We start from the raw sequence: 18764 nt of genomic DNA, 5'->3' as shown, positions 1-18764 counted from the left end.
TCAACAAGTGCGTTTCCCTTTATCGGCTCTAGCCTAAATAATGAAATACGAAATTCGCCAGGAACAGGCCTGCGATTACATACAGAATTGGTGAAACTTCACGCGATCTGCCGGTAGCAATCTTCAAAATCGGATACAAGATGAATCCGATGGCGATGCCGTCCGCAATGCTGTACGTAAAAGGTATCAACGCCACAATCAGCAAGGCCGGGAAGCTTTCAGTCATGTCCTTCATATCAAGATTTTTGATATTCTGTAACATCAAACCACCGATGATAATCAAGATCGGCGCAATCGCGCTGTCCGGAATCAGTTTGATGACCGGAATGAAGAACGATGCGACCAAAAACAACAGTCCGGCTGTAATGGTCGTCAAGCCGGTCCGTCCGCCTGCTGTCATGCCCGCCGCGCTTTCGACTGTCGCCACTGTAGGGCTCGTTCCAAAAACGCCGGAAGTCATCGCAGATACGGAAGTTGCCTGGAACGCACGCCCAAATTTCTCGGGGCGTTCGATAAACGCCACTTGTCCATGGACTAGCCCGATGTTTTCAAACACCAGCACCATCGTCAGCGAAAACACCGCAACCCAAAACGTCATGGACAGGATATTGCCAAAAGACAGTGCTCCGAATACCGCAAATGCCTCGGTCGCATTGATTGACGACTCGTTCATGCTGCCGAAATCAATCAAACCAAAGAACGAAGCAATTACCGTTCCGACCACAATCGTGATAAGGAAATTCCCCGGTACGTTGCGGATAAACAGCACGATCGCAATTAGGAACGTCAGCACCGTTGCCAGCACCTGTGCTTCTGCAAGCGAACCGAGTGCCAGAATCGAACTCGTTCCGCGCTCAACAATGCCGCCTTTTTCAAGGCCGATCAGCATCAGGAACAAGCCCAATCCGACCGTGATCGCTTCCTTCAATGAATGCGGTACCGCCGCGCTCAGTATTTTCGCAAAACGCGTAAATGCCACCGCCACAAAGATCACTCCGGAAACAAAGACCACTGCCAGCGCTTCCTGCCACGACAAGCCCATCGACTGGACCATTGTGTAGGAGAACAGGGCGTTGATTCCCATACCGGGAACCAGCAAAATCGGGGCATTGCCCCAAAATCCCATGATCAAACAGCCGAACACCGACGCCGCAATAGTTGCAACAATCGCCGCTTCAAGCGGCATGCCCGCTTCCGACAAGATCAGCGAATTGACGGCGATAATGTAGACCACCGTAAAAAAGCCGACCAAGCCCGCTGTGATTTCACGTTTGACCGTCGTGCCGTTTTCCTGAAGACCAAAAAATTGGTCCATCCAATTAAACATAGTCATAACCTTCTATTAAATTAGCCCTCTCCCTACCCGCTCTGCCTATCGAAATAGGTAAGCCAAGATAGGAGTGTAATCTAAAAAGATAGCGCTGTCAAGAGGATATGCTTGATAAGGAGCAGCGCTAGCCGTGAACGACTGTAAAAATTTTTGAGCGACCGTAACTTTTTTTGACTCCCTACCTGTCAAGTAGACAGTAGTTTAACGGCGTTTTGATTTTCCCATCGATCCCGACATATCGGCTCTTTTTACCTCTGTCTGTTTTTTCGCCCCCGATTCGCTTCAACTAAACGACCACTGAATAAGGGCGCGGCTCAAGCGGCGAGTACTTGTGAGTTTCGGTAGGTAATCGGCGAGGTGCCGAGCTTCAGCTGCGGCCGTTTCTCGTTGTAATAAGCGATATACTTCGCAACGGCAGCTCGGACTTCGTCTTTCGTTTCCGGGATGCTGAAGCCGGGCATTTCGGTTTTGAGTTTACCAAAAAAACTCTCAATCGGCGCATTGTCCCAACAGTTGCCTCGGCGGGACATCGATTGGGTCATCTCCAGTTTTTTCAGGAGCCCTTGGTAGCTATGGCTGGTGAACTGGATGCCCTGATCACTGTGGATGAGGGCGCCTTTCTCGAATCCGCGCTCTTCTAACTGACGGACCGCCGCGAGGACAAAATCCACATCCAATGTGTCATTGATCGTGTAAGCAACGATTTCATTGTTGTAAAGATCCAAAATGGCACAAAGGTAGAGAAAATCCTGAAAGGGCTGTTTCACTTCCAGGTAACTGATATCAACGGAAAACTTGAGACCCGGCCGCGTGGCTTTGAAGTTCCGGTTGAGGAGGTTGCCGATTTCCGCGTGACCGCTTCCTGCTGGGCGTGGTTTTCGGCGTGCTGTCTTAAGCGGCATGCGGTACATTTCCCGCATCCGGCGGATGCGTTTGAGACTGACGATATGAGCGTATGTATTCTTCAACTCCAACTTATATCGCTCGTGTCCCAGGTTTCCCCCATGAGTGACGTAGAGGGAAAGCATCTGTTTCAGGAGCGCTTGGTCCCGTTCGGTTCGAGACTGCGCAGGGTCTTTTTTCAGCCGTTTGTAATAGCCGGCACGGCTCAGGTTTTGGGCAATGCCGATCAGTTCCGTAATCGGAAAACGGTTCTTGTGTTCTTCGACGAACTCAAAATCGAGCTCGATCGGTTTCACCCCTTTCGCAGCGCAATAAGCTTTTTTAAGTACATGATTTCGAGTTCAGCGCGTTCCAGTTTCGCTTTTGTGACTTCGAGTTCAGTTTTAGGTGCACCACTCCCGGCTTCGCGTGGCCCTCGCCGTTTCTCACGAAGCACGTCAAAGGACTTGGCTTCTTTCACCAGCCCCGACCAATAACGGATACTCGAAGGGTTCTGAATCTCCAGACGATCAGCTACTTCTCTGGTGGATAACCCTTCAAAATACAGTTCCACCGCTTGTTTCTTGGTTTCATAGGTATAGCTTTTTCGTGTGTCCACGGTCATCACTCCTTGGTTTTATTTTGAAGGACCGATAAACTATTTGTCTACTTTTGGTTCATTGTCTCAACTCGAACGACCGTAAATCCATTTTAGCGCCCGTAAGCCAATCGCCCCCTCCAAAAACAAACCCTAAAACTCAATAATCCCCGCTTTCCGCAAGCGAAAAGCACCAAAACCCAAAAGGGACCTGCAGCAGCTGCAGATCCCTCAATAAATATAAATTTTAGACGAACATCCCAGCAATAGCTGCGCTCAGTAATGAAGCGAGCATACCTGCAGCAACGGCACGAATGCCGAGGCGAGCAATATCCGGACGACGGCTTGGTGCCATGGCACCAAGACCGCCTAGTAGAATTGCCAATGAGCTCAAGTTAGCGAACCCACAAAGGGCAAAGCTGACAACGATGACTGTTTTTGGCGACAAGTTGGCGATTTCCGGAGCAAAAGCCGTGTACGCAACAAATTCGTTGAGCACCAGTTTTTGTCCGATGAAACTGCCGGCTTGAACAGCTTCTGCCCAAGGCACACCAATCGCCCAGGCGAGTGGTGCGAAGATGACACCCAAAATGCTTTGGATTGTTAGGCCATCAAAGCCGAACCAGCCTCCGATGCCGCCAAGTACACCGTTTAACAAGGCAATCAACGCGATAAACGCAAGGAGCATTGCTCCAACATTCAAAGCCAACTGCAAGCCGTCAGATGCACCGCGTGCTGCTGCATCCACGACGTTGACTGAGGTTTGGTCTTTTTCCATCACAAATTCTTTTTCTTCAACTTCCTCTGTTTCCGGCATCATGATTTTAGCCATGATCAAACCAGCCGGTGCAGCCATGAAACTTGCAGCCAACAAGTATTCAAGCGGTACGCCGAGAAGTGCATAACCGGCTAAAGTGGAACCGGCTACTGAGGCGAGTCCTCCTGTCATAACTGCGAATAATTCAGATTTGGTCATCCCTGCGATAAACGGACGCACGACAAGCGGTGCTTCCGTTTGGCCGACGAAAATATTCGCAGCTGCTGAAATCGATTCCGCTTTGCTGGTTCCGAGAAGCTTTGATAAAGCGCCTCCGAGAAGTTTGATGATAATTTGCATAATACCCAGGTAATACAGTACTGAAATTAGAGAAGAGAAGAATATGATGATCGTCAATACTTGAAAAGCAAAGACAAAACCAAAACCTTCCGTATCAGCAGCTGGACCGAATACGAAAGCGATCCCTTCACCCGCATAGTTAATTACATTTTGAACCAAATTCGAGAGACCCAATAGAGCTTGTCTTCCCAAGTCCCATTCCAACACCATAAATGCAAACGTGATTTGGATGGCTAATCCGCCGAGAATTGTCCGTGGCTTAATAGACTTCTTGCCGCTTGATAATAGGAAGGCGATTCCAAGAACAACGAATACGCCAAAGATGCCCCACAATAAATTCACAACTTCACCTCATCAATATATTTTTTTATCAGAAAATTAAGCAAATAATATGTTTAACTCTGCTGTCGTCAGACATCTTACCAAATCTAAAGAAAGAAGTAAATGACTATCGTGTGACAAAATGATAACGCATACATAAGTCCTACAACTTGTTATATCAGGCTTTATTCGCCTTTTGGTTTGCCTCTTCCATTTCCGGGCCGGTTTTCCTGAGGAAAAAAGCCAAAACTACGCCAATAACACTTAAAATACCTACTACCATAAATGAAATGTTGACGCCGCGGATCAATCCTTGAACCCCGTACTGTTCCGGATCAAGGGCGGTACTGGTCATGATAGTCACTAAAAGCGCCGTCCCGATCGATCCCGATACTTGCCTCATTGTATTGCTCATCGCTGTACCATGTGGAATCAGCCGCTCAGGCAGCTGATTAAGCCCGGCCGTCGTCACCGGCATCATCACCATGGCCACACCAAACATCCGGATGGCATGCATGACAGTCAAGTAAAGAAAAGAAGTCGTGGCGGTCAGCACCGTAAACTGGAAAGTCGAGACCGTGACAATCGATAAGCCAACAACCGCGAGCCACTTGCCGCCGACCTTATCAAAAATCCGGCCGGTAATCGGATTCATCAATCCCATAATGATGGCTCCAGGCAGCAGCATCAGCCCCGATTCAAGCGCTGTAAAGCCGTGCATATTCTGCATATAAATCGGCAAGATCGTGGCGCTGCCAATCATGGAAATAAAAACGATGACACTCAGCACCGTTGATAAAGTGAAGATGCCGTAGGAAAACACCCTGAATTCCAAAATTGGCTCATCCAGACGGAACTGGCGGCGGATAAAGAACAGCAGTGAAACGATGCCGACCACTATCGAAACCGTAACCGCAGGACTGTCCCAACCGAGAGAACCAGCACTTGAAAAGCCGTAAAGAATTCCACCGAACCCCATTGTCGATAGAACAATCGATAAAATATCCAATGTAGGGAAAGTTTGCTTTGTGACATTTTTCAGGAAAAAATAGGCCAGTATGAGATCCAGCAGCGCAATCGGAATAACGATATAAAACAAGGCGCGCCACGGGTATTGTCCAACAATCCAGCCTGACAGTGTCGGCCCGATTGCGGGTGCGAAGGAAATCACCAGTCCGAACAAACCCATTGCCTGTCCGCGTTTTTCCACCGGGAAAATGATGAACAGCACCGTCTGGGTCAACGGCATCATAATGCCCGCACCTGCTGCTTGCACAATTCGCCCGACCATGAGTACTGAGAAACCAGGCGCAAAAGCACAAATGATCGTACCTGTTGCAAACAAGCCCATTGCGACAAAAAATAGATTGCGCGTCGAAAACTTGCCGATTAAAAAAGCAGTAATCGGGATCATGACCCCGTTTACCAGCATAAAGACCGTAGTCAGCCACTGCGCCGTGTTAGCGGTAATGTTCAGATCATCCATGATATGAGGCAAAGCTGTTGCCAATAAGGTTTGGTTAAGAATGGCAATAAAAACACCGGCCATTAAAACTGCCAGGAAAGGGCCTTGAGCAATATCAGCTTTTGTTTTCTTCTGTTGGATTTCTTCCATTGCCCTCTCCTCCAGTCACCTTTACTTTATTGCTTACCCGTTCGCTTTTCGAATATTCGCCGATTCGAATAAAAACTGCGCAGCCCGAGGACTGCGCAGTTCTTGATTATTATGCGACCCTATTTCTGCGCCGATTCAGACGATAAAACACCAAGTACAGCGCTGGAATCATTACCAATGTGAACAAGCTGGAGAACGTTAATCCTGCAATAATCGTTACCGCCAGCGGTTCAAACAACGGATCTCCCGATAAGGCGACCGGCACAAGTGCGATAATCGACGTGATTGAGGTCAGAAGAATCGGCTTAATGCGGGCATAGCCCGATTCCACGATGGCTTCATCGATATCAAACCCGCCCGACAACCGGCGTGTTTCCACAAAGTCGATAAGAACGACGGCGTTCCGCACCACAATCCCTGTCAGGGAGACAATTCCCATAACACCAAGGAAACTTAGCGGCGTCTGCGTCAGGAACAAGCCAAGAATCGCCCCGGAGATTCCGAGATACACAGCGATCAGCACAAGGAACGGCAGGCTGAACGATTTAAATTGGAAAGCAATAACCAGATAAACCAGCAGCAGAACTACCAGGAACAGCACGCCAATTTCAGCAAAAAACGCTTCCTGGTCCGAGTTTTCGCCACCTATTGATAATTCATAGCCTTCCGGCAATGACTCACGCTCGGCATCTACTATGTCCAGCATCTTATTTTCAAAGTCATCCACTTCACCGAATGCCCGGAGTGTAATAGAGCGGTTTCCTTGTTGATGCGGAATCTGTGCCAACCGTGTCGTTTCTTCCTCCGTCAGCAATTCATTCATTGGAATCAATTGCGGCGGGCCTTGTTCAGAAAGTGAAGGAACATTGAACTGAGACAAATCAATCGGTTCGCCATCTGCAATGCCAGATTGTTTCAGAGATACGTCGTATGGCATCTGCCCCTCATAAATCGTGTACAGCGGCACACCTTGCGTCAGGAGCTGCAGCTGATTGGTCACCGTACTGAGCGCTATTGTGTTTTCCTGCAGCGCATCCTGATTCGGCACGTATTCAATAGCGGGTACTGGATCTCCCAAGTTGTCAGCTACAATATCGGCTCCATTTCCAAGCATCTGTTCTTTTAGCCTGTCACGAAGCGATTCCAATTGTTCGATGTCTTCACCTTTGATGGCTACGGTCACAGGAGCGCCAACAGGCGGACCCTGCACAATCGTCTCCAGGAAGATTTCCGCTTCCGGGAAGCGCTCGCGCAAATCCGGCTGCCATTTGTTGATAAAGTCTGCAGCGGTCGTGTTTTCACGATCGATCCGGAATGCCACTTGACCCGTGTTGCCGCCTGTATTGTCCATGGAAGCAGAGAACAAGTTTGGCAAGCCTTCACCGGTAAAGATGGCTATTTCAGCTACATCCTCATCTTCGGATACCACCTGTTCGGTCAAATCAGAGAGGAATGCATCTGTTTCTTCGATAGTTGTCCCTTCTGCAAGACGGACATCCATCGTCACTTCCTCCCGGTCTGCTGCCGGGAAAAACTCAAACGGCGTGAAAAGCGCGAGAGATAACAGACCTGTCGATATCAACAAGCCGCCAAGTCCCACCAGAAGCGGGCGTTTTAATACGCCACGCAGCACTTTATTGGAATAAAACAAAGCAATTTTCTCCAACGGTTTCCCCAAGAAACCTGGAGTATCTGAAATTTTCTTCGCTCTGCGTTTTGTTTTCAAATATTGCATCATTGGCACGAGCGTGATTGACAGCACCGTCGAAGCCACAATCGTAGTGATCAAAATGCTTGGCAAAGCTTTGATGAAGGCTCCGTTTCCGCCGGACAAGAGCAGCAAAGGTGAAAATGTCACAACAATGGCCAAACTGGACGAAATAATCGATGGATATACTTCACGGACACCCGTTATGGCTCCGTTAAGCGGTGAGTCACCCAGCTTGTAGCGCCGCTGAATATTGTCGTTGACGACGATGCTGTCATCGACCAGAATACCGATGGCTATGATGAGTCCGATTACCGAAATCTGGTTCAAATCGACACCCATAAATGGAATCGGAATCATCCCGATCAGCACCGAAGCCAGTACGGTCAACGCAACTGCAAAAGCTCCGTATAAAGTTAAGCCAGCTGTTGTGACGATCAACACTGCCAATACCGCAATGGCCAATGAAACGTATAGACTATTGAAAATTGTGTTGACGTTATCTGCCTGTGATTCGTATTTTTCTGCCTGCACACCAGAAGGCAAGGTTTCCGTAAATGCCTCAATCACTTCCGAAACATTGCCGTCTACCGTAGGAACGTCCTGCTCTGTCTGCAAAAAGACCGTGTAGGAGATTGCGCGCTCTCCTTCGAACGTAACAATGTCTGTCGTTTCCTGGTCTACAGTTTCAATCGTTGCCACATCAGCCAGCGGAACAGCTGCTCCTCCCACCTGCAGCTGTTCGAGCTTTTCGATGCCATCGCTTTGCTGGACGGTCAGGCTGACTTGTTCATTGCCGTTGTTATGGGTTCCGAGCGACAGCGGCTGGTTGGCCTGCCGGAGCGATTCGAGCACTTCAAATGGCTGAAGGTTATTGGCTGCCAGTTCTTCACTGTCCAGTTCAATAAGGACTTGCTGCGTATTCAATCCCTTGACTGTCGTTCCGGCAACTCCCGAAACCGCTTCTACCTGTTCTGACAAATCGGATAAAGCGCTTTCCATATCGGCCAGTTCTTTCGCGTCCCCATAAAACATATACGATACCAACGGGAACGTCAGATCCAGCTTTTCAACCGTGGGCTCTTGTGCTGTATCAGGAAATCCTGAAGCTGCGCTGCCCGCCTGCTGCTGAATGCTATTGATCAATTCATCCGGATTTTCGCCATCCTCGATTTCCAACGTAATGATGGAAGCGGAATTGGCGGAAATCGACTGCATTGAAGCGATTCCGGCCACTCTCTGGATTTCACGCTCCAGCGGATTGGTTATGGACTTCTCCACTTCTTCCGGTCCCGCACCCGGCAAAATTGTCGACACTAAGGCCAGGCTCGATGGGGTTTCCGGGATTTCACGCTGAGGCAGCGTCAAAAATGTGTAAGCGCCAATAATTGAAAGGATCAAAATCAGGAAAATAAATAATTTGCTGCGCTCCAATAGATAGTTCATAGGCCTATCCCCTTTAATTTTTGTATAACTATTGTATAATCTCATAAAAAGAAATGCCAGCAGGATGCACAGAAAAACCGGATGGAAACTCCATCCGGTTTTACAAACTTTGTGTCTTTTGGTGTTTCATCAGAAAAGCACCGGCAAACAATAGCAGCGGCAAGAGAATAGCTAAGCGGAACCAAACTCCTTGTCCATCCATAGAAATGAGCAGCGTTGGCAGAAGCACAGCGGCTCCACTCCAGGCTAGCGCTTTCCACGACCGTTTCCAGAGGCCAATAAACGCCAAAATGGCTGCAGCAATGACCAGAGACCAGAGCAAAATTCCCATCAGAAATAAGCCCACCACAAAGCGCCTCCTTGTTGTTATGAATCTTCCCTTATCTATACCCTTTTTTCAGAATAAAACATCGTCAATATACGAAAAAACCGAACAGCCTCGTTCGCTGTCCGGGTTTCCATTTACTTATAGATTCTGGAAAAACAAGCGGATAACATCTATGCCGCCAATAACATTTCCTGCTGCAGTTCCGAGATTGGTCAATACAACAACCAGCAAAACGCGCGTGACTTTATTGTCCCAAAATCCTTTGAGAGTGAATACATCTTTTGATAAGGTTTGGAAATCCCCTACGTTAGGACGGCGCACGTACGCTTGTGCAAGGCCCGAAAACCAGCCTGCTGCAAGCAATGGATGCATGGCTCCTATCGGTCCGCCGACAAAAGCAGTCAGTATCGCCAGTGGATGGCCAAATGCAGCTGCAGCACCAATCGCACCAAGACATGCTGTCCATAAGACCCAACTGATGGTCTGATCAATGCCAGCAGCCGGGTTGTTCATAAACGTGATGGCGATCATTGCGACCAGCGCCAATGGAATCGCCCAGCCAATGATTTTCGGCCACTTCGATTTAGGCGGCACTTTTGATAACTCTTCCAGGTCGTGCTCGTTGTGGACTTCCTTAATAATTCCTGGAATATGAGCAGCACCAAGAACTGCGACAATTTTCTTGCCTGGTGCTTCTTTGATTTTTTGGGCCAAATACTGATCGCGTTCATCAATAAGCGGTGTTTTCAGTTTAGGGAAAGACTGGGTGAAATCATTCATGACCGCATTTAATGTATCCTGTGATTTCATTTTTTCCAAATCTTCTTCTGAGATCGTTTCTTTGCTGAAGATGCTGAAGAATACCGAAGTCAAAAGCTGTGCTTTGCCCATGAAGCCGATATTTCCCCAAATGCGTGAAAACGTCACTTGGATGTTGCGGTCGGCCAGCACCAATTCTGCGCCGCTTTCTTTGGCTGATGCAATCCCTTGGATCATTTCCTGTCCAGGCTTGATGCCGAACTGGTCGGCCAGACGATTTTGGAATGAGGAAATGGCCAAGTTCATCAACAAAAGACTGGATTTCTTTTCCTTGATCACCTTGAAAATATCGGTTTCCTTCCACTTGCTGCCTTGCGTCACCGATTCATAGCGCTGCGCATCCAATTCGATGCACACCGAATCCGGCTGTTCTGCTTCAATGACCGCTTTGACCTGCTCTGCACTAAGTTTTGAGACGTGAGCTGTGCCGATCAGGATCAATTCTTTTTCGCCGTATTCTATGCGCGTAATATTTTCATCCATCATGTTGTACTTCCTTTATAGAGCTGGATTTCTTTTCATATTACATGAAAAGACTGTCTATTCTTTATAATGAATCACAACAGCAAAAATATCAATGCCGCGCCCTTCGAATTCCAGCCCCTAAAACGGAGTGCAGTCACAAATCGGTCGCATTGAAGGTGTCGCCTTCTTTCAAGTTGCCGGCTTCAAAGCCTTTATAAAACCAGCTTTTGCGCTGCTCAGAACTGCCATGGGTAAAACTTTCCGGCACCACATAACCACGTGAACGCTGTTGGATTGTATCGTCTCCAACGGCACTCGCCGCTGTCAATGCTTCTTCCAGGTCGCCTTCCTCCAAGTAGCCCATGCCCTGCGCATGATGCGCCCAGACACCCGACAAATAATCTGCCTGCAGTTCCAGGCGAACCTGCACTTTATTGTATTCTTCTTCACTCAATTGACTGCGCAGCGGCTGCACTTCTTCCATGACGCCAAGCAGATTTTGGACATGGTGGCCTACTTCATGTGCCAGAACATAGGCCATGGCAAAATCGCCTGGCGCCTGGAACTGGTTCTGGAGCTCATCGTAAAAGCTTAGATCGATGTATAGCTTATAGTCGCCCGGACAATAAAAAGGCCCAACGGATGCACCGGCCATTCCGCAGGCAGACTCAACACTTCCGCTGTACAGAACCAAAGTCGGCTCGACATATTCCATGCCTTCTTCCTCAAATACTTCCGTCCAGACCTGCTCGGTGTCTGCCAAAACGACCGAGACGAATTCAGCCAGCTGCTCTTCTTCCGCAGTCGCTTCATATGGCTGATTTGATGAGGTCCCTGCCGATCCGCCCATCTGATCGAGGATAGCACCCGGATCACCGCCCAAAAACGCCACCAGCAGCACTATCAGGATGCCTCCGATGCCGCCGCCGGCAACTACCGCACCGCCTTTCCCTCTCCGGTCTTCTACATTTCTGCTTCTTGCTCTGCCCTTCCACTTCATACGGGTTCCTCGTTTCACCATTGGTTTTTAGTTTAAGCATACCCATTAACGGCTTGTTTCTAATCCATTTTAGGCAGCCGATAAATCAAAAAGCGTTCGCGCAAGTCCTTATCGAAATCCGGCAGCTGAATTTCTTCTATCAATTGAAAGGCCGTGCTGGTTTCCAGAAAGCCGCTGTAATCCTGAGAAGCAAAAAACAGGATCACCTCTATCGTTCGCGGGTCCGTTTCGGCTGACCGCAAAATTTTATTTATAAAAGCAATGAATAGTCCAACAGAAAAGGGATTAAAGAAATAAAACTTATTGTCGCGTGCCGCTATCGGGTAATCTTGCGCCAGGCAATTATAGAATTGGATGCGCTGCTCGGCCCCTTTGCGCTTGCTGGCATACTGTTTTTTGTTTTCAAGTGCCTCATCATAAAATGACGGATTCATCTCGATTCCGGCACTTTCTGCTCCAAAAAAATGATGGACATAAAAATTTAGCCGCCCTTTACCGCAGCCGACATCCACCAGACGGTCTGCTGGCGACAGGCTGTAATGCTGGAACAGCGTGTCCAGCAGTTCATAAGGCGTCGGTTCATAGCGGTTGTGATGCAGCGAATCCGTAAAGCCCTGCTGATTTCCCACCGTTGCAATGTTCAGCAGACGTTCATAATCTCTTTCATTCATCTTCAATCACCTCATCCCTCATAAGATTTTACGTTCTTCATCTTGCAATTGACAGAGAAATTTGTTATAGTACAGCTAATTAAATATTTCTTGCTCCAGCTTTTTTTGGAGTAGGATAGAGGCGCAAAAACCATTAGTACGCAAAACGAGGATGATGAGATCCATTGACGTTTGCCGAAAGGGGAATTTGCCGAAGTGGCGGAAATCTCATATTTCTGTTCGCTGGGTCTGCATTCAATAAATGCAGGACTGTCATATAGGAAACTATATGGAGGGCTATCTGATGCACAGGAACGAATGGTAAACATTGTTTCTACTGCAGCAACGGGACCCCTCGTTGCTGCTTTTTTGTTCCTTCCTGACTTTCCCCTCACCTCTAAGCTTCGACAAAAATTAGAAAAGGGTGTGTTTTTTATGAATTTCGGCCAAGTAATTACAGCAATGGTGACGCCGTTCGATCAACATGGAGAAATCGATTTTCCGGCAACACAGAAACTGATAGAGCATTTAATAGCAAACGGTTCAGACGGCCTTGTCGTCGCAGGTACAACAGGTGAATCTCCAACGTTATCGACAGACGAAAAAGCAGAGCTGTTCCAGTTCACCGTCAATACAGTCGCTGGACGGATTCCAGTAATTGCAGGAACCGGCTCCAACAACACACGCGCTTCTATTTCATTGACGAGACAGGCAGAAGAAGCAGGCGTTGACGGCATTATGCTGGTCACTCCTTATTACAACAAGCCTTCGCAAGAGGGCATGTTCCAGCATTTCGAGGCAATTGCCCAGTCTACAACCCTGCCGGTCATGCTGTATAACATTCCGGGGCGCAGTGCAGTCAACTTGTCTCCAGAAACCATCATTCGATTGTCCAAGATCGACAACATCGTTTCGGTTAAAGAAGCGAGTGGAGACTTGGACGCAGCTGCCGAAATCATCGAAAAAACACCAACGGCATTTTCAGTCTACAGCGGCGACGACAGCCTGACTTTGCCGATGCTGTCCATCGGCGGCACTGGCATCGTGTCGGTTTCCGCACACATTATCGGCAACGATATGCAGGACATGGTCACCAGCTTCAAAACAGGCGACGTCAAAAAAGCAGCAGCCATCCACAGACGATTATTGCCGACAATGAAAGCTTTGTTCGCTGCACCAAATCCAACTCCTGTTAAAGCGGCACTTAACTTGACCGGAATCAGAGTGGGCGGCGTTCGTCTACCGATGATCCCGTTGACAGAGGAAGAAACCTCAGCATTGCGCAAATCTCTGCCAGATTTGCATTCAGAGGCTGTCACCAACTAAATTTATTAACAGAAAAATGCCGAAGCCTGAGGGCTTCGGCATTTTTCTATTGTTAACTAATTTTCATCTGGTCCAGCACACGCTTCAAACTGCCGCCGATTTCCAAATTCCCTAGATCGACTCCAATTTCAGCCATTGTTCGGGCGATTTCTGGCCGAATGCCTGTCAGTATCGAACGCACACCGACCAACTTCAGGGATTGGATAATTTTAATGATTTGCTCTGCCACCATCGAGTCTACCCGCACCACTCCAGAAAGATCTACAATCAACACTTTGATTTTCAACTGGTTTGCAGACAACAGGGTTTTTTCCAAAATATAACGGGCACGGTCGATTTCAATGCTGCCAACTAACGGCAAAATGGCGATTTGGTCACTGACAGGCACTACAGGAGCTGACAGTTCCAAAAATTCCTTTCTGGACGCTTTCAATCTCCGCCTATAAGATTCCGTGTAAGCCTGTGTATACGAATATGCCGCATAATCCAATAGGGAATGAAAAAGCTCCATAGCATCAAAAAGACTTTGAAGCTCCATCTTCTTCCGTATCGCTTCCGTCTTGATCACCGTCCCGATATGTTTGCGGTAGAGCGAGGTTTCCGCTAACGCGTCTTCGAGCGATTGTTCGTTTTCAAGAAAAAAGTTCCCCGTTGCTTCTCCCCATTCTTGAATACTCGTATAAACTTTTTGCATATCACAACTATTGATGATCGATTCCCCAATCAATTTCACAAAATCAGTTCGCACCTTATTGACGATGCCGATAAAAGCTTCATGCATTTGGAGCTGCTCCACCGGTACATCCTTGACCGCTTCCTCATGGATTAATTGAGCGATTAATTCTTTATCCGCCAGCACACGTTCCCCCAGCAACTGATTATCTTTTTCCATCGCAACCTCCAAAGATAAAGATATTTTTCATATGCTTATTATAGCCTTTGAATCAAGGAATGTAATGGGTTTATTTTCCGATTTTCCTGCATAAAAATACACCCGCCTCAAAGGCGGATGTTCAGTACCGTTCTTCATTTAATTTCCGATAACACAATTCCTGCCGCTGGCTTTAGCTTTGTAAAGAAAACCATCAGCTCGAGACAGCAAACTCTCCACTTTATCCCCAGGTACATAAGCTGCAACACCGATACTGACTGTGACAGGTATGTGCTGCCAGTCAGCGTAGGCCAAACGGCTGCACAGCGCATTGCCCATGGCCTGCCCTTCCTCAGCTCCGGCATCAGGCATGATTACGACAAACTCTTCACCGCCAAGGCGTGCCTCAATATCTTCAGCTTTGATCTTAGCCAGCAGACACTGGGATCTGCTCTGCTGACAGGTAACTTTTGTGGAACAGTCTCTTTAAACTGGAACAAAATATCAGCTCGTTTCAGCTTAAAGAGTTGAAAGTCTGAAGAAACCTCTCTACCAGCTGGCCTTTTTAACGCCAGGAATCTGTCCTTTATGTGCCAGCTCCCGGAAAACGATGCGCGACATGCCGAATTTGCGCATAAAGCCGCGCGGTCTCCCTGTCACACCGCATCGATTATTCAAGCGGACTGGGGATGCATCCTTCGGCAAATTAGCCAATGCTTGAAAGTCCCCTTTTTCTTTTAGCTCTTGCCGCAGCTCCGCATAGTGTTCAACCATCGCTTGCTGCTTTTTGTGGCGTGCCACTTTTGATTTTTTTGCCATTTTGCTGCCTCCTAGTTGTAATTATTACGAGTTGAAAATTACAAAAAAGTTATTTTGTTTCACGATGAAGGGTGACCTTCTTGAGACGCGGACTGTATTTCTTCAATTCAATGCGTTCCGGGTTTGTACGTTTGTTTTTCGTTGTACTGTAATTCCGGTCCCCGGTTTCTGTACATGCCAATGTAATATTGACTCTCATCTTTTTCCCCTCCTTAAGAAAGTAATTGAAATACTGGCAGTGGATCGTGGAATGTTGTCCAATCCTGTTCAGCTTCTTCAGCTGTCAATAAACACCGATCCAACTCTTGGACAATGACTGTTTGGTTCATATCGATGCCGATCAGCACGAGCTCGGTCATTTTAACGCCATTTTCCAGATCCCAGCCGCCCGCATGCTCAATGCCGAGCGACGGGCCAGCCTGCGACAATAACACAACTGCTTCAGTTCTTGTTGCCAGCCATAAAAATCCTTTGGCACGAACAACTTCCACCGGCCATTCCAAAATCCATTGCATCAACCGTTCTGGATGAAACGGTTTCTGGCTCCGATAAACTAATGAAGCAATTCCGTATTCCTCGGATTCCGGAATGTGCTCTTCGTTCAACTCCTTGATCCAGCCCGCACTTTGGCTCGATTTCTCAAAGTCGAATAAACCGGTATTCACTACCTTGTCCAAAGCTACTTTCGAATGCACCGTTTCGATGATCTGCGCGTCTGGATTCAAAGCTGCAAGCAGCTCTTTCAGCCGCTTCCGTTCATGCGGTGCAACCAAATCCATTTTGTTTAATAAGATAACATCAGCAAATTCAATTTGGTCAATCAGCAAATCTGAAATTTCGCGGACATCTTCTGGAGTAGCTTCCTGATTTCTTTCCAGCAGCGACTCACCTGACGCAAAGTCCTTCCAAAAAGCATAGCCATCCACTACGGTGACCAACGTGTCCAAGCGGCATATTTTGGTTAAGTCGACACCGATTTCTTCGTCTTGGTATGTAAAGGTCTGCGCTACCGGCAGCGGCTCACTGATTCCCGATGATTCGATGACGATGCAGTCGATGTCTCCCAGTTTCACCAGCTTCTCAACTTCCAGCATCAGGTCTTCCCTCAAGGTGCAGCAGATGCAGCCATTCTGCATTTGCACGAGCTTTTCTTCTGTTTGCAAAAAGCCTCCTTGTTTGACCAAAGCTGCGTCTATATTCACTTCACTCATATCGTTGACGATCACCGCGACTTTGAGATTCTCCCGATTATGCAATAGATGATTGAGCAAAGTCGTTTTTCCGGCTCCAAGATATCCGCTCAGCACTGTTACCGGAACAAGTTTTTCCATGATGGCATATTCTCCTTTCAAATTTATAAATAGTAATGATTACGCTTTAAATTGTATTAAATATTGTTCAGTAAAGCAAGCCTTTCTTTTTCATCGGGGTTTATTCTGAAAAACATCGGGGTAGATTATCATTACCTTACTTTACAGGTGATTTATCACTATTAGGAGGAATTGACAATGACAAACAAAGGAACAACATTAATCCAGGCATATGATGTACAAGCGGAAGTTTTGCATAAAATCAGCGAATTGAAAGCGCAAGGCTATAAAGAAGAAGATATGTATGTAATCGCCAAGCATGACGATCAACTGTCCATGGTCCAGGGCCAGACAGATGTTCATTTGAATACCCAGGAAGATGATGACATGATGGGCAAATTCAAATCTTTTATTTCAGGAGAAGATTCTACCCGGGACGCTTTCACACAAATGGGGTTGGGAAGCAGCGAAGCCGATGAGTATTATCAACAAGTAGAAAACGGCAAGCTCGTGCTCTATGTCAACAGCGACTATGGCAATTCGTATAAGCCATACACCGGCACACAGACAGAAGCCGGAAACACAAATACAGCAGCTGCCAGCAGCCAGAGCGATGAAGAGCATCTGCGCCTCCACGAAGAGCGCCTCAGCGTCGACAAGGAACGCGTACAGACAGGTGAAGTAAATGTCGGCAAGCACGTCGTCGAAGAGCAGCAGACCATTGAAGTCCCTGTAGAACGCGAAGAAGTTTACGTCGAACGCCGGCCAGTGAACGAGGAAGTCAGCCCTGGAACAGGCGGTTTGACGGAAAAAGGCGCATACGATGACGGCGAATCCATTCGTATCCCGGTTTCCGAAGAGCGTGTGGAAGTGAGCAAAAAAGACGTCGTCAGTGAAGAAATTGTTGTCGGCAAACGCAAAGTTCAGGACACTGAAGTCGTCAATGAAACTGTCCGCAGAGAAGAAGCGGATATTGACGAACAAGTAAAACCGAAAAAAGATGATCGCAATTCATTTTAATAGAAAGTCAAAAGCGCATCTGGAAAGTGTTTTCCGGATGCGCTTTTTTCCGTCCAGGTTTATGCTGTACGCGACTGCGGGTAAATGAGCTTTAACAAAGTTTTTGGTGCAATAGACTTGGGAGGAATTGAGCATGGAGAAAAAAGGAAACAAACTTATCGGCACTTTTGATGCGCAAGCGCAAGTGCTGATTCAAGTCGGCGGATTAAGGGCTGCAGGTTACGAAGAAGAGGAATTATATCTGGTATCTAAGCATGATGAACAAATCAACTTGCTGATTGAACACACTAAAGTTCATGTGGACACGCAGGACCGGGATAACTTCAAAGGCAAAGTCATCGCCTTTTTAGCCGGCGAAGACATCACGAAAGATGCCTTTAACCGAATGGGATTGGAAGCAGAAGAAACGGATCATTATTTCCAGCAAGTTGAGAACGGCAAACTCCTCCTCTACACAAACAGTGAACCTGCAGCTGCCCCTCGACCGGAAACTGCTTTTCCGCCAGACCAGGAAAGCGACTCGCTTGTCCGAGATCCTGAAGAACGGAGCTTGGCACTGCACGAAGAACGGCTGAGCATTGATAAGGAAAAGGTCCAGACAGGCGAAGTCCAGGTCCACAAAAAATTAGTGGAAGAGGACAGAGAAATTCAAGTACCCGTCGAACGCGAGGAAATCGATATCGACCGCCGCCCCCTCTCTGCGGAAACGGATCCCGAAAAAGATGACCAGGTGCTGACACCGAAACAGGCTTATGAAAAAGGCGATGCGATCTACATCCCGCTTTCCGAAGAACGCCTGGATATCGGCAAAAAGAAGGTGGTGCGTGAAGAGATTGTCATCGGCAAACGCAAAGTCAAAGATGTTCAAGTCATCAATCAAACTGTCCGCCGGGAAGTAGCGGATATCGAAGAAAATGGGACTGTCCATAAAACGAATAAACCATAAATAAAAACAAGGCAGCCGGATAGGCTGCCTTGTTTGAGCTTGTAGACAAAAGAGTAGTTATGAAATTCAAAGAATGAATATTCATTTTAGCTTGTTTATACGGGATCCTGCGCTCCAGGCGGACGCTTTCCGCGGGCTTGCGCCGAACTAACTCGGACTTGGGTCCGAGTGGATTTCGGCACTTCGCTATCCC

General features: G+C 47.6%; 18 protein-coding genes and 1 riboswitch. Of the genes, 3 read left to right on the top strand and 15 right to left on the bottom strand.

Going from position 1 to position 18764, the window contains the following annotated elements; translation table 11 throughout:
• Positions 1 to 28: 28 nt before the first annotated feature.
• From QOZ98_RS03640 to QOZ98_RS03595, 10 genes are all read right to left on the bottom strand, one after another.
• The gene (locus QOZ98_RS03640) at positions 29 to 1327 is read right to left on the bottom strand and encodes an NCS2 family permease (RefSeq protein ID WP_308786155.1); all 1299 of its coding nucleotides are present in this window, start codon (positions 1325 to 1327) and stop codon (positions 29 to 31) included.
• 317 nt (positions 1328 to 1644) lie between these two features.
• The gene (locus QOZ98_RS03635; RefSeq protein ID WP_308786154.1) at positions 1645 to 2529 is read right to left on the bottom strand and encodes an IS3 family transposase; all 885 of its coding nucleotides are present in this window, start codon (positions 2527 to 2529) and stop codon (positions 1645 to 1647) included.
• Positions 2526 to 2831 (bottom strand): transposase, encoded by a 306-nt coding sequence (locus QOZ98_RS03630; protein WP_308786153.1) that lies wholly within the window; start codon positions 2829 to 2831, stop codon positions 2526 to 2528. Before QOZ98_RS03630 ends, QOZ98_RS03635 begins: the two co-directional genes overlap by 4 nt.
• Before the next feature lie 226 nt (positions 2832 to 3057).
• A complete protein-coding gene (locus QOZ98_RS03625) occupies positions 3058 to 4269 on the bottom strand; it encodes a NupC/NupG family nucleoside CNT transporter (RefSeq protein WP_308786152.1) in 1212 nt (403 codons plus the stop codon).
• A 157-nt stretch (positions 4270 to 4426) separates the two neighbouring features.
• Positions 4427 to 5863, bottom strand: a complete 1437-nt coding sequence (locus QOZ98_RS03620) for a DHA2 family efflux MFS transporter permease subunit (protein ID WP_308786151.1) — start codon at positions 5861 to 5863, stop codon at positions 4427 to 4429.
• 109 nt (positions 5864 to 5972) lie between these two features.
• Positions 5973 to 9017 (bottom strand): efflux RND transporter permease subunit, encoded by a 3045-nt coding sequence (locus tag QOZ98_RS03615; protein WP_308786150.1) that lies wholly within the window; start codon positions 9015 to 9017, stop codon positions 5973 to 5975.
• A 100-nt stretch (positions 9018 to 9117) separates the two neighbouring features.
• Positions 9118 to 9366: a hypothetical protein gene (locus tag QOZ98_RS03610; protein ID WP_308786149.1), complete on the bottom strand. Its 249-nt coding sequence runs from the start codon at positions 9364 to 9366 to the stop codon at positions 9118 to 9120.
• Positions 9367 to 9483: 117 nt separating this feature from the next.
• A complete protein-coding gene (locus tag QOZ98_RS03605; RefSeq protein WP_308786148.1) occupies positions 9484 to 10650 on the bottom strand; it encodes a TraB/GumN family protein in 1167 nt (388 codons plus the stop codon).
• Positions 10651 to 10783: 133 nt separating this feature from the next.
• Positions 10784 to 11629 (bottom strand): KPN_02809 family neutral zinc metallopeptidase, encoded by an 846-nt coding sequence (ypfJ, locus tag QOZ98_RS03600; RefSeq protein ID WP_308786147.1) that lies wholly within the window; start codon positions 11627 to 11629, stop codon positions 10784 to 10786.
• 59 nt (positions 11630 to 11688) lie between these two features.
• Positions 11689 to 12300 (bottom strand): SAM-dependent methyltransferase, encoded by a 612-nt coding sequence (locus QOZ98_RS03595; RefSeq protein ID WP_308786146.1) that lies wholly within the window; start codon positions 12298 to 12300, stop codon positions 11689 to 11691.
• Positions 12301 to 12408: 108 nt separating this feature from the next.
• A riboswitch (Lysine riboswitch) is annotated at positions 12409 to 12587 on the top strand.
• Positions 12588 to 12714: 127 nt separating this feature from the next.
• Here QOZ98_RS03595 and dapA point away from each other — a divergent pair.
• Entirely contained in the window at positions 12715 to 13605 is an 891-nt protein-coding gene (gene dapA, locus QOZ98_RS03590; protein ID WP_308786145.1) for a 4-hydroxy-tetrahydrodipicolinate synthase, read from the top strand.
• A gap of 52 nt (positions 13606 to 13657) precedes the next feature.
• Here the strand turns inward: dapA and QOZ98_RS03585 are convergent, their stop codons facing one another.
• The 5 genes from QOZ98_RS03585 to QOZ98_RS03565 form a co-directional block, all read right to left on the bottom strand.
• Positions 13658 to 14497 carry an STAS domain-containing protein gene (locus QOZ98_RS03585; RefSeq protein WP_308786144.1) on the bottom strand — a complete coding sequence of 280 codons (840 nt, stop codon included), beginning with the start codon at positions 14495 to 14497 and terminating at the stop codon, positions 13658 to 13660.
• A 138-nt stretch (positions 14498 to 14635) separates the two neighbouring features.
• Positions 14636 to 14911 (bottom strand): GGDEF domain-containing protein, encoded by a 276-nt coding sequence (locus QOZ98_RS03580; protein ID WP_308786588.1) that lies wholly within the window; start codon positions 14909 to 14911, stop codon positions 14636 to 14638.
• A 114-nt stretch (positions 14912 to 15025) separates the two neighbouring features.
• The gene (rpsN, locus tag QOZ98_RS03575) at positions 15026 to 15295 is read right to left on the bottom strand and encodes a 30S ribosomal protein S14 (RefSeq protein WP_308786143.1); all 270 of its coding nucleotides are present in this window, start codon (positions 15293 to 15295) and stop codon (positions 15026 to 15028) included.
• Between the two features lie 49 nt (positions 15296 to 15344).
• Positions 15345 to 15494 (bottom strand): 50S ribosomal protein L33, encoded by a 150-nt coding sequence (gene rpmG / locus QOZ98_RS03570; protein ID WP_308786142.1) that lies wholly within the window; start codon positions 15492 to 15494, stop codon positions 15345 to 15347.
• A gap of 13 nt (positions 15495 to 15507) precedes the next feature.
• Positions 15508 to 16626, bottom strand: a complete 1119-nt coding sequence (locus tag QOZ98_RS03565) for a GTP-binding protein (RefSeq protein WP_308786141.1) — start codon at positions 16624 to 16626, stop codon at positions 15508 to 15510.
• A gap of 177 nt (positions 16627 to 16803) precedes the next feature.
• Between QOZ98_RS03565 and QOZ98_RS03560 the strand changes: the two genes are divergently transcribed.
• Together QOZ98_RS03560 and QOZ98_RS03555 are read left to right on the top strand one after the other, a co-directional pair.
• Positions 16804 to 17625 (top strand): YsnF/AvaK domain-containing protein, encoded by an 822-nt coding sequence (locus QOZ98_RS03560; protein ID WP_308786140.1) that lies wholly within the window; start codon positions 16804 to 16806, stop codon positions 17623 to 17625.
• Between the two features lie 133 nt (positions 17626 to 17758).
• Entirely contained in the window at positions 17759 to 18571 is an 813-nt protein-coding gene (locus tag QOZ98_RS03555) for a DUF2382 domain-containing protein (protein ID WP_308786139.1), read from the top strand.
• Positions 18572 to 18764 lie beyond the last annotated feature (193 nt).

Source organism: Planomicrobium stackebrandtii, assembly GCF_030814955.1.
GTDB classification, from domain to species: domain Bacteria; phylum Bacillota; class Bacilli; order Bacillales_A; family Planococcaceae; genus Planococcus; species Planococcus stackebrandtii.
This window is presented reverse-complemented; position numbering and strand designations above follow the sequence as displayed.

Excerpts from the sequence above, each read along its gene's own strand:
- QOZ98_RS03615 (WP_308786150.1), bottom strand. The coding sequence starts at position 9,017 with ATGAACTATCTATTGGAGCGCAGCAAATTATTTATTTTCCTGATTTTG.
- QOZ98_RS03555 (WP_308786139.1), top strand. The coding sequence starts at position 17,759 with ATGGAGAAAAAAGGAAACAAACTTATCGGCACTTTTGATGCGCAAGCG.
- QOZ98_RS03605 (WP_308786148.1), bottom strand. The coding sequence starts at position 10,650 with ATGATGGATGAAAATATTACGCGCATAGAATACGGCGAAAAAGAATTG.
- ypfJ (WP_308786147.1), bottom strand. The coding sequence starts at position 11,629 with ATGAAGTGGAAGGGCAGAGCAAGAAGCAGAAATGTAGAAGACCGGAGA.
- dapA (WP_308786145.1), top strand. The coding sequence starts at position 12,715 with ATGAATTTCGGCCAAGTAATTACAGCAATGGTGACGCCGTTCGATCAA.
- QOZ98_RS03565 (WP_308786141.1), bottom strand. The coding sequence starts at position 16,626 with ATGGAAAAACTTGTTCCGGTAACAGTGCTGAGCGGATATCTTGGAGCC.
- QOZ98_RS03585 (WP_308786144.1), bottom strand. The coding sequence starts at position 14,497 with ATGGAAAAAGATAATCAGTTGCTGGGGGAACGTGTGCTGGCGGATAAA.
- QOZ98_RS03620 (WP_308786151.1), bottom strand. The coding sequence starts at position 5,863 with ATGGAAGAAATCCAACAGAAGAAAACAAAAGCTGATATTGCTCAAGGC.
- rpmG (WP_308786142.1), bottom strand. The coding sequence starts at position 15,494 with ATGAGAGTCAATATTACATTGGCATGTACAGAAACCGGGGACCGGAAT.
- rpsN (WP_308786143.1), bottom strand. The coding sequence starts at position 15,295 with ATGGCAAAAAAATCAAAAGTGGCACGCCACAAAAAGCAGCAAGCGATG.
- QOZ98_RS03595 (WP_308786146.1), bottom strand. The coding sequence starts at position 12,300 with ATGAATGAAAGAGATTATGAACGTCTGCTGAACATTGCAACGGTGGGA.
- QOZ98_RS03640 (WP_308786155.1), bottom strand. The coding sequence starts at position 1,327 with ATGTTTAATTGGATGGACCAATTTTTTGGTCTTCAGGAAAACGGCACG.
- QOZ98_RS03560 (WP_308786140.1), top strand. The coding sequence starts at position 16,804 with ATGACAAACAAAGGAACAACATTAATCCAGGCATATGATGTACAAGCG.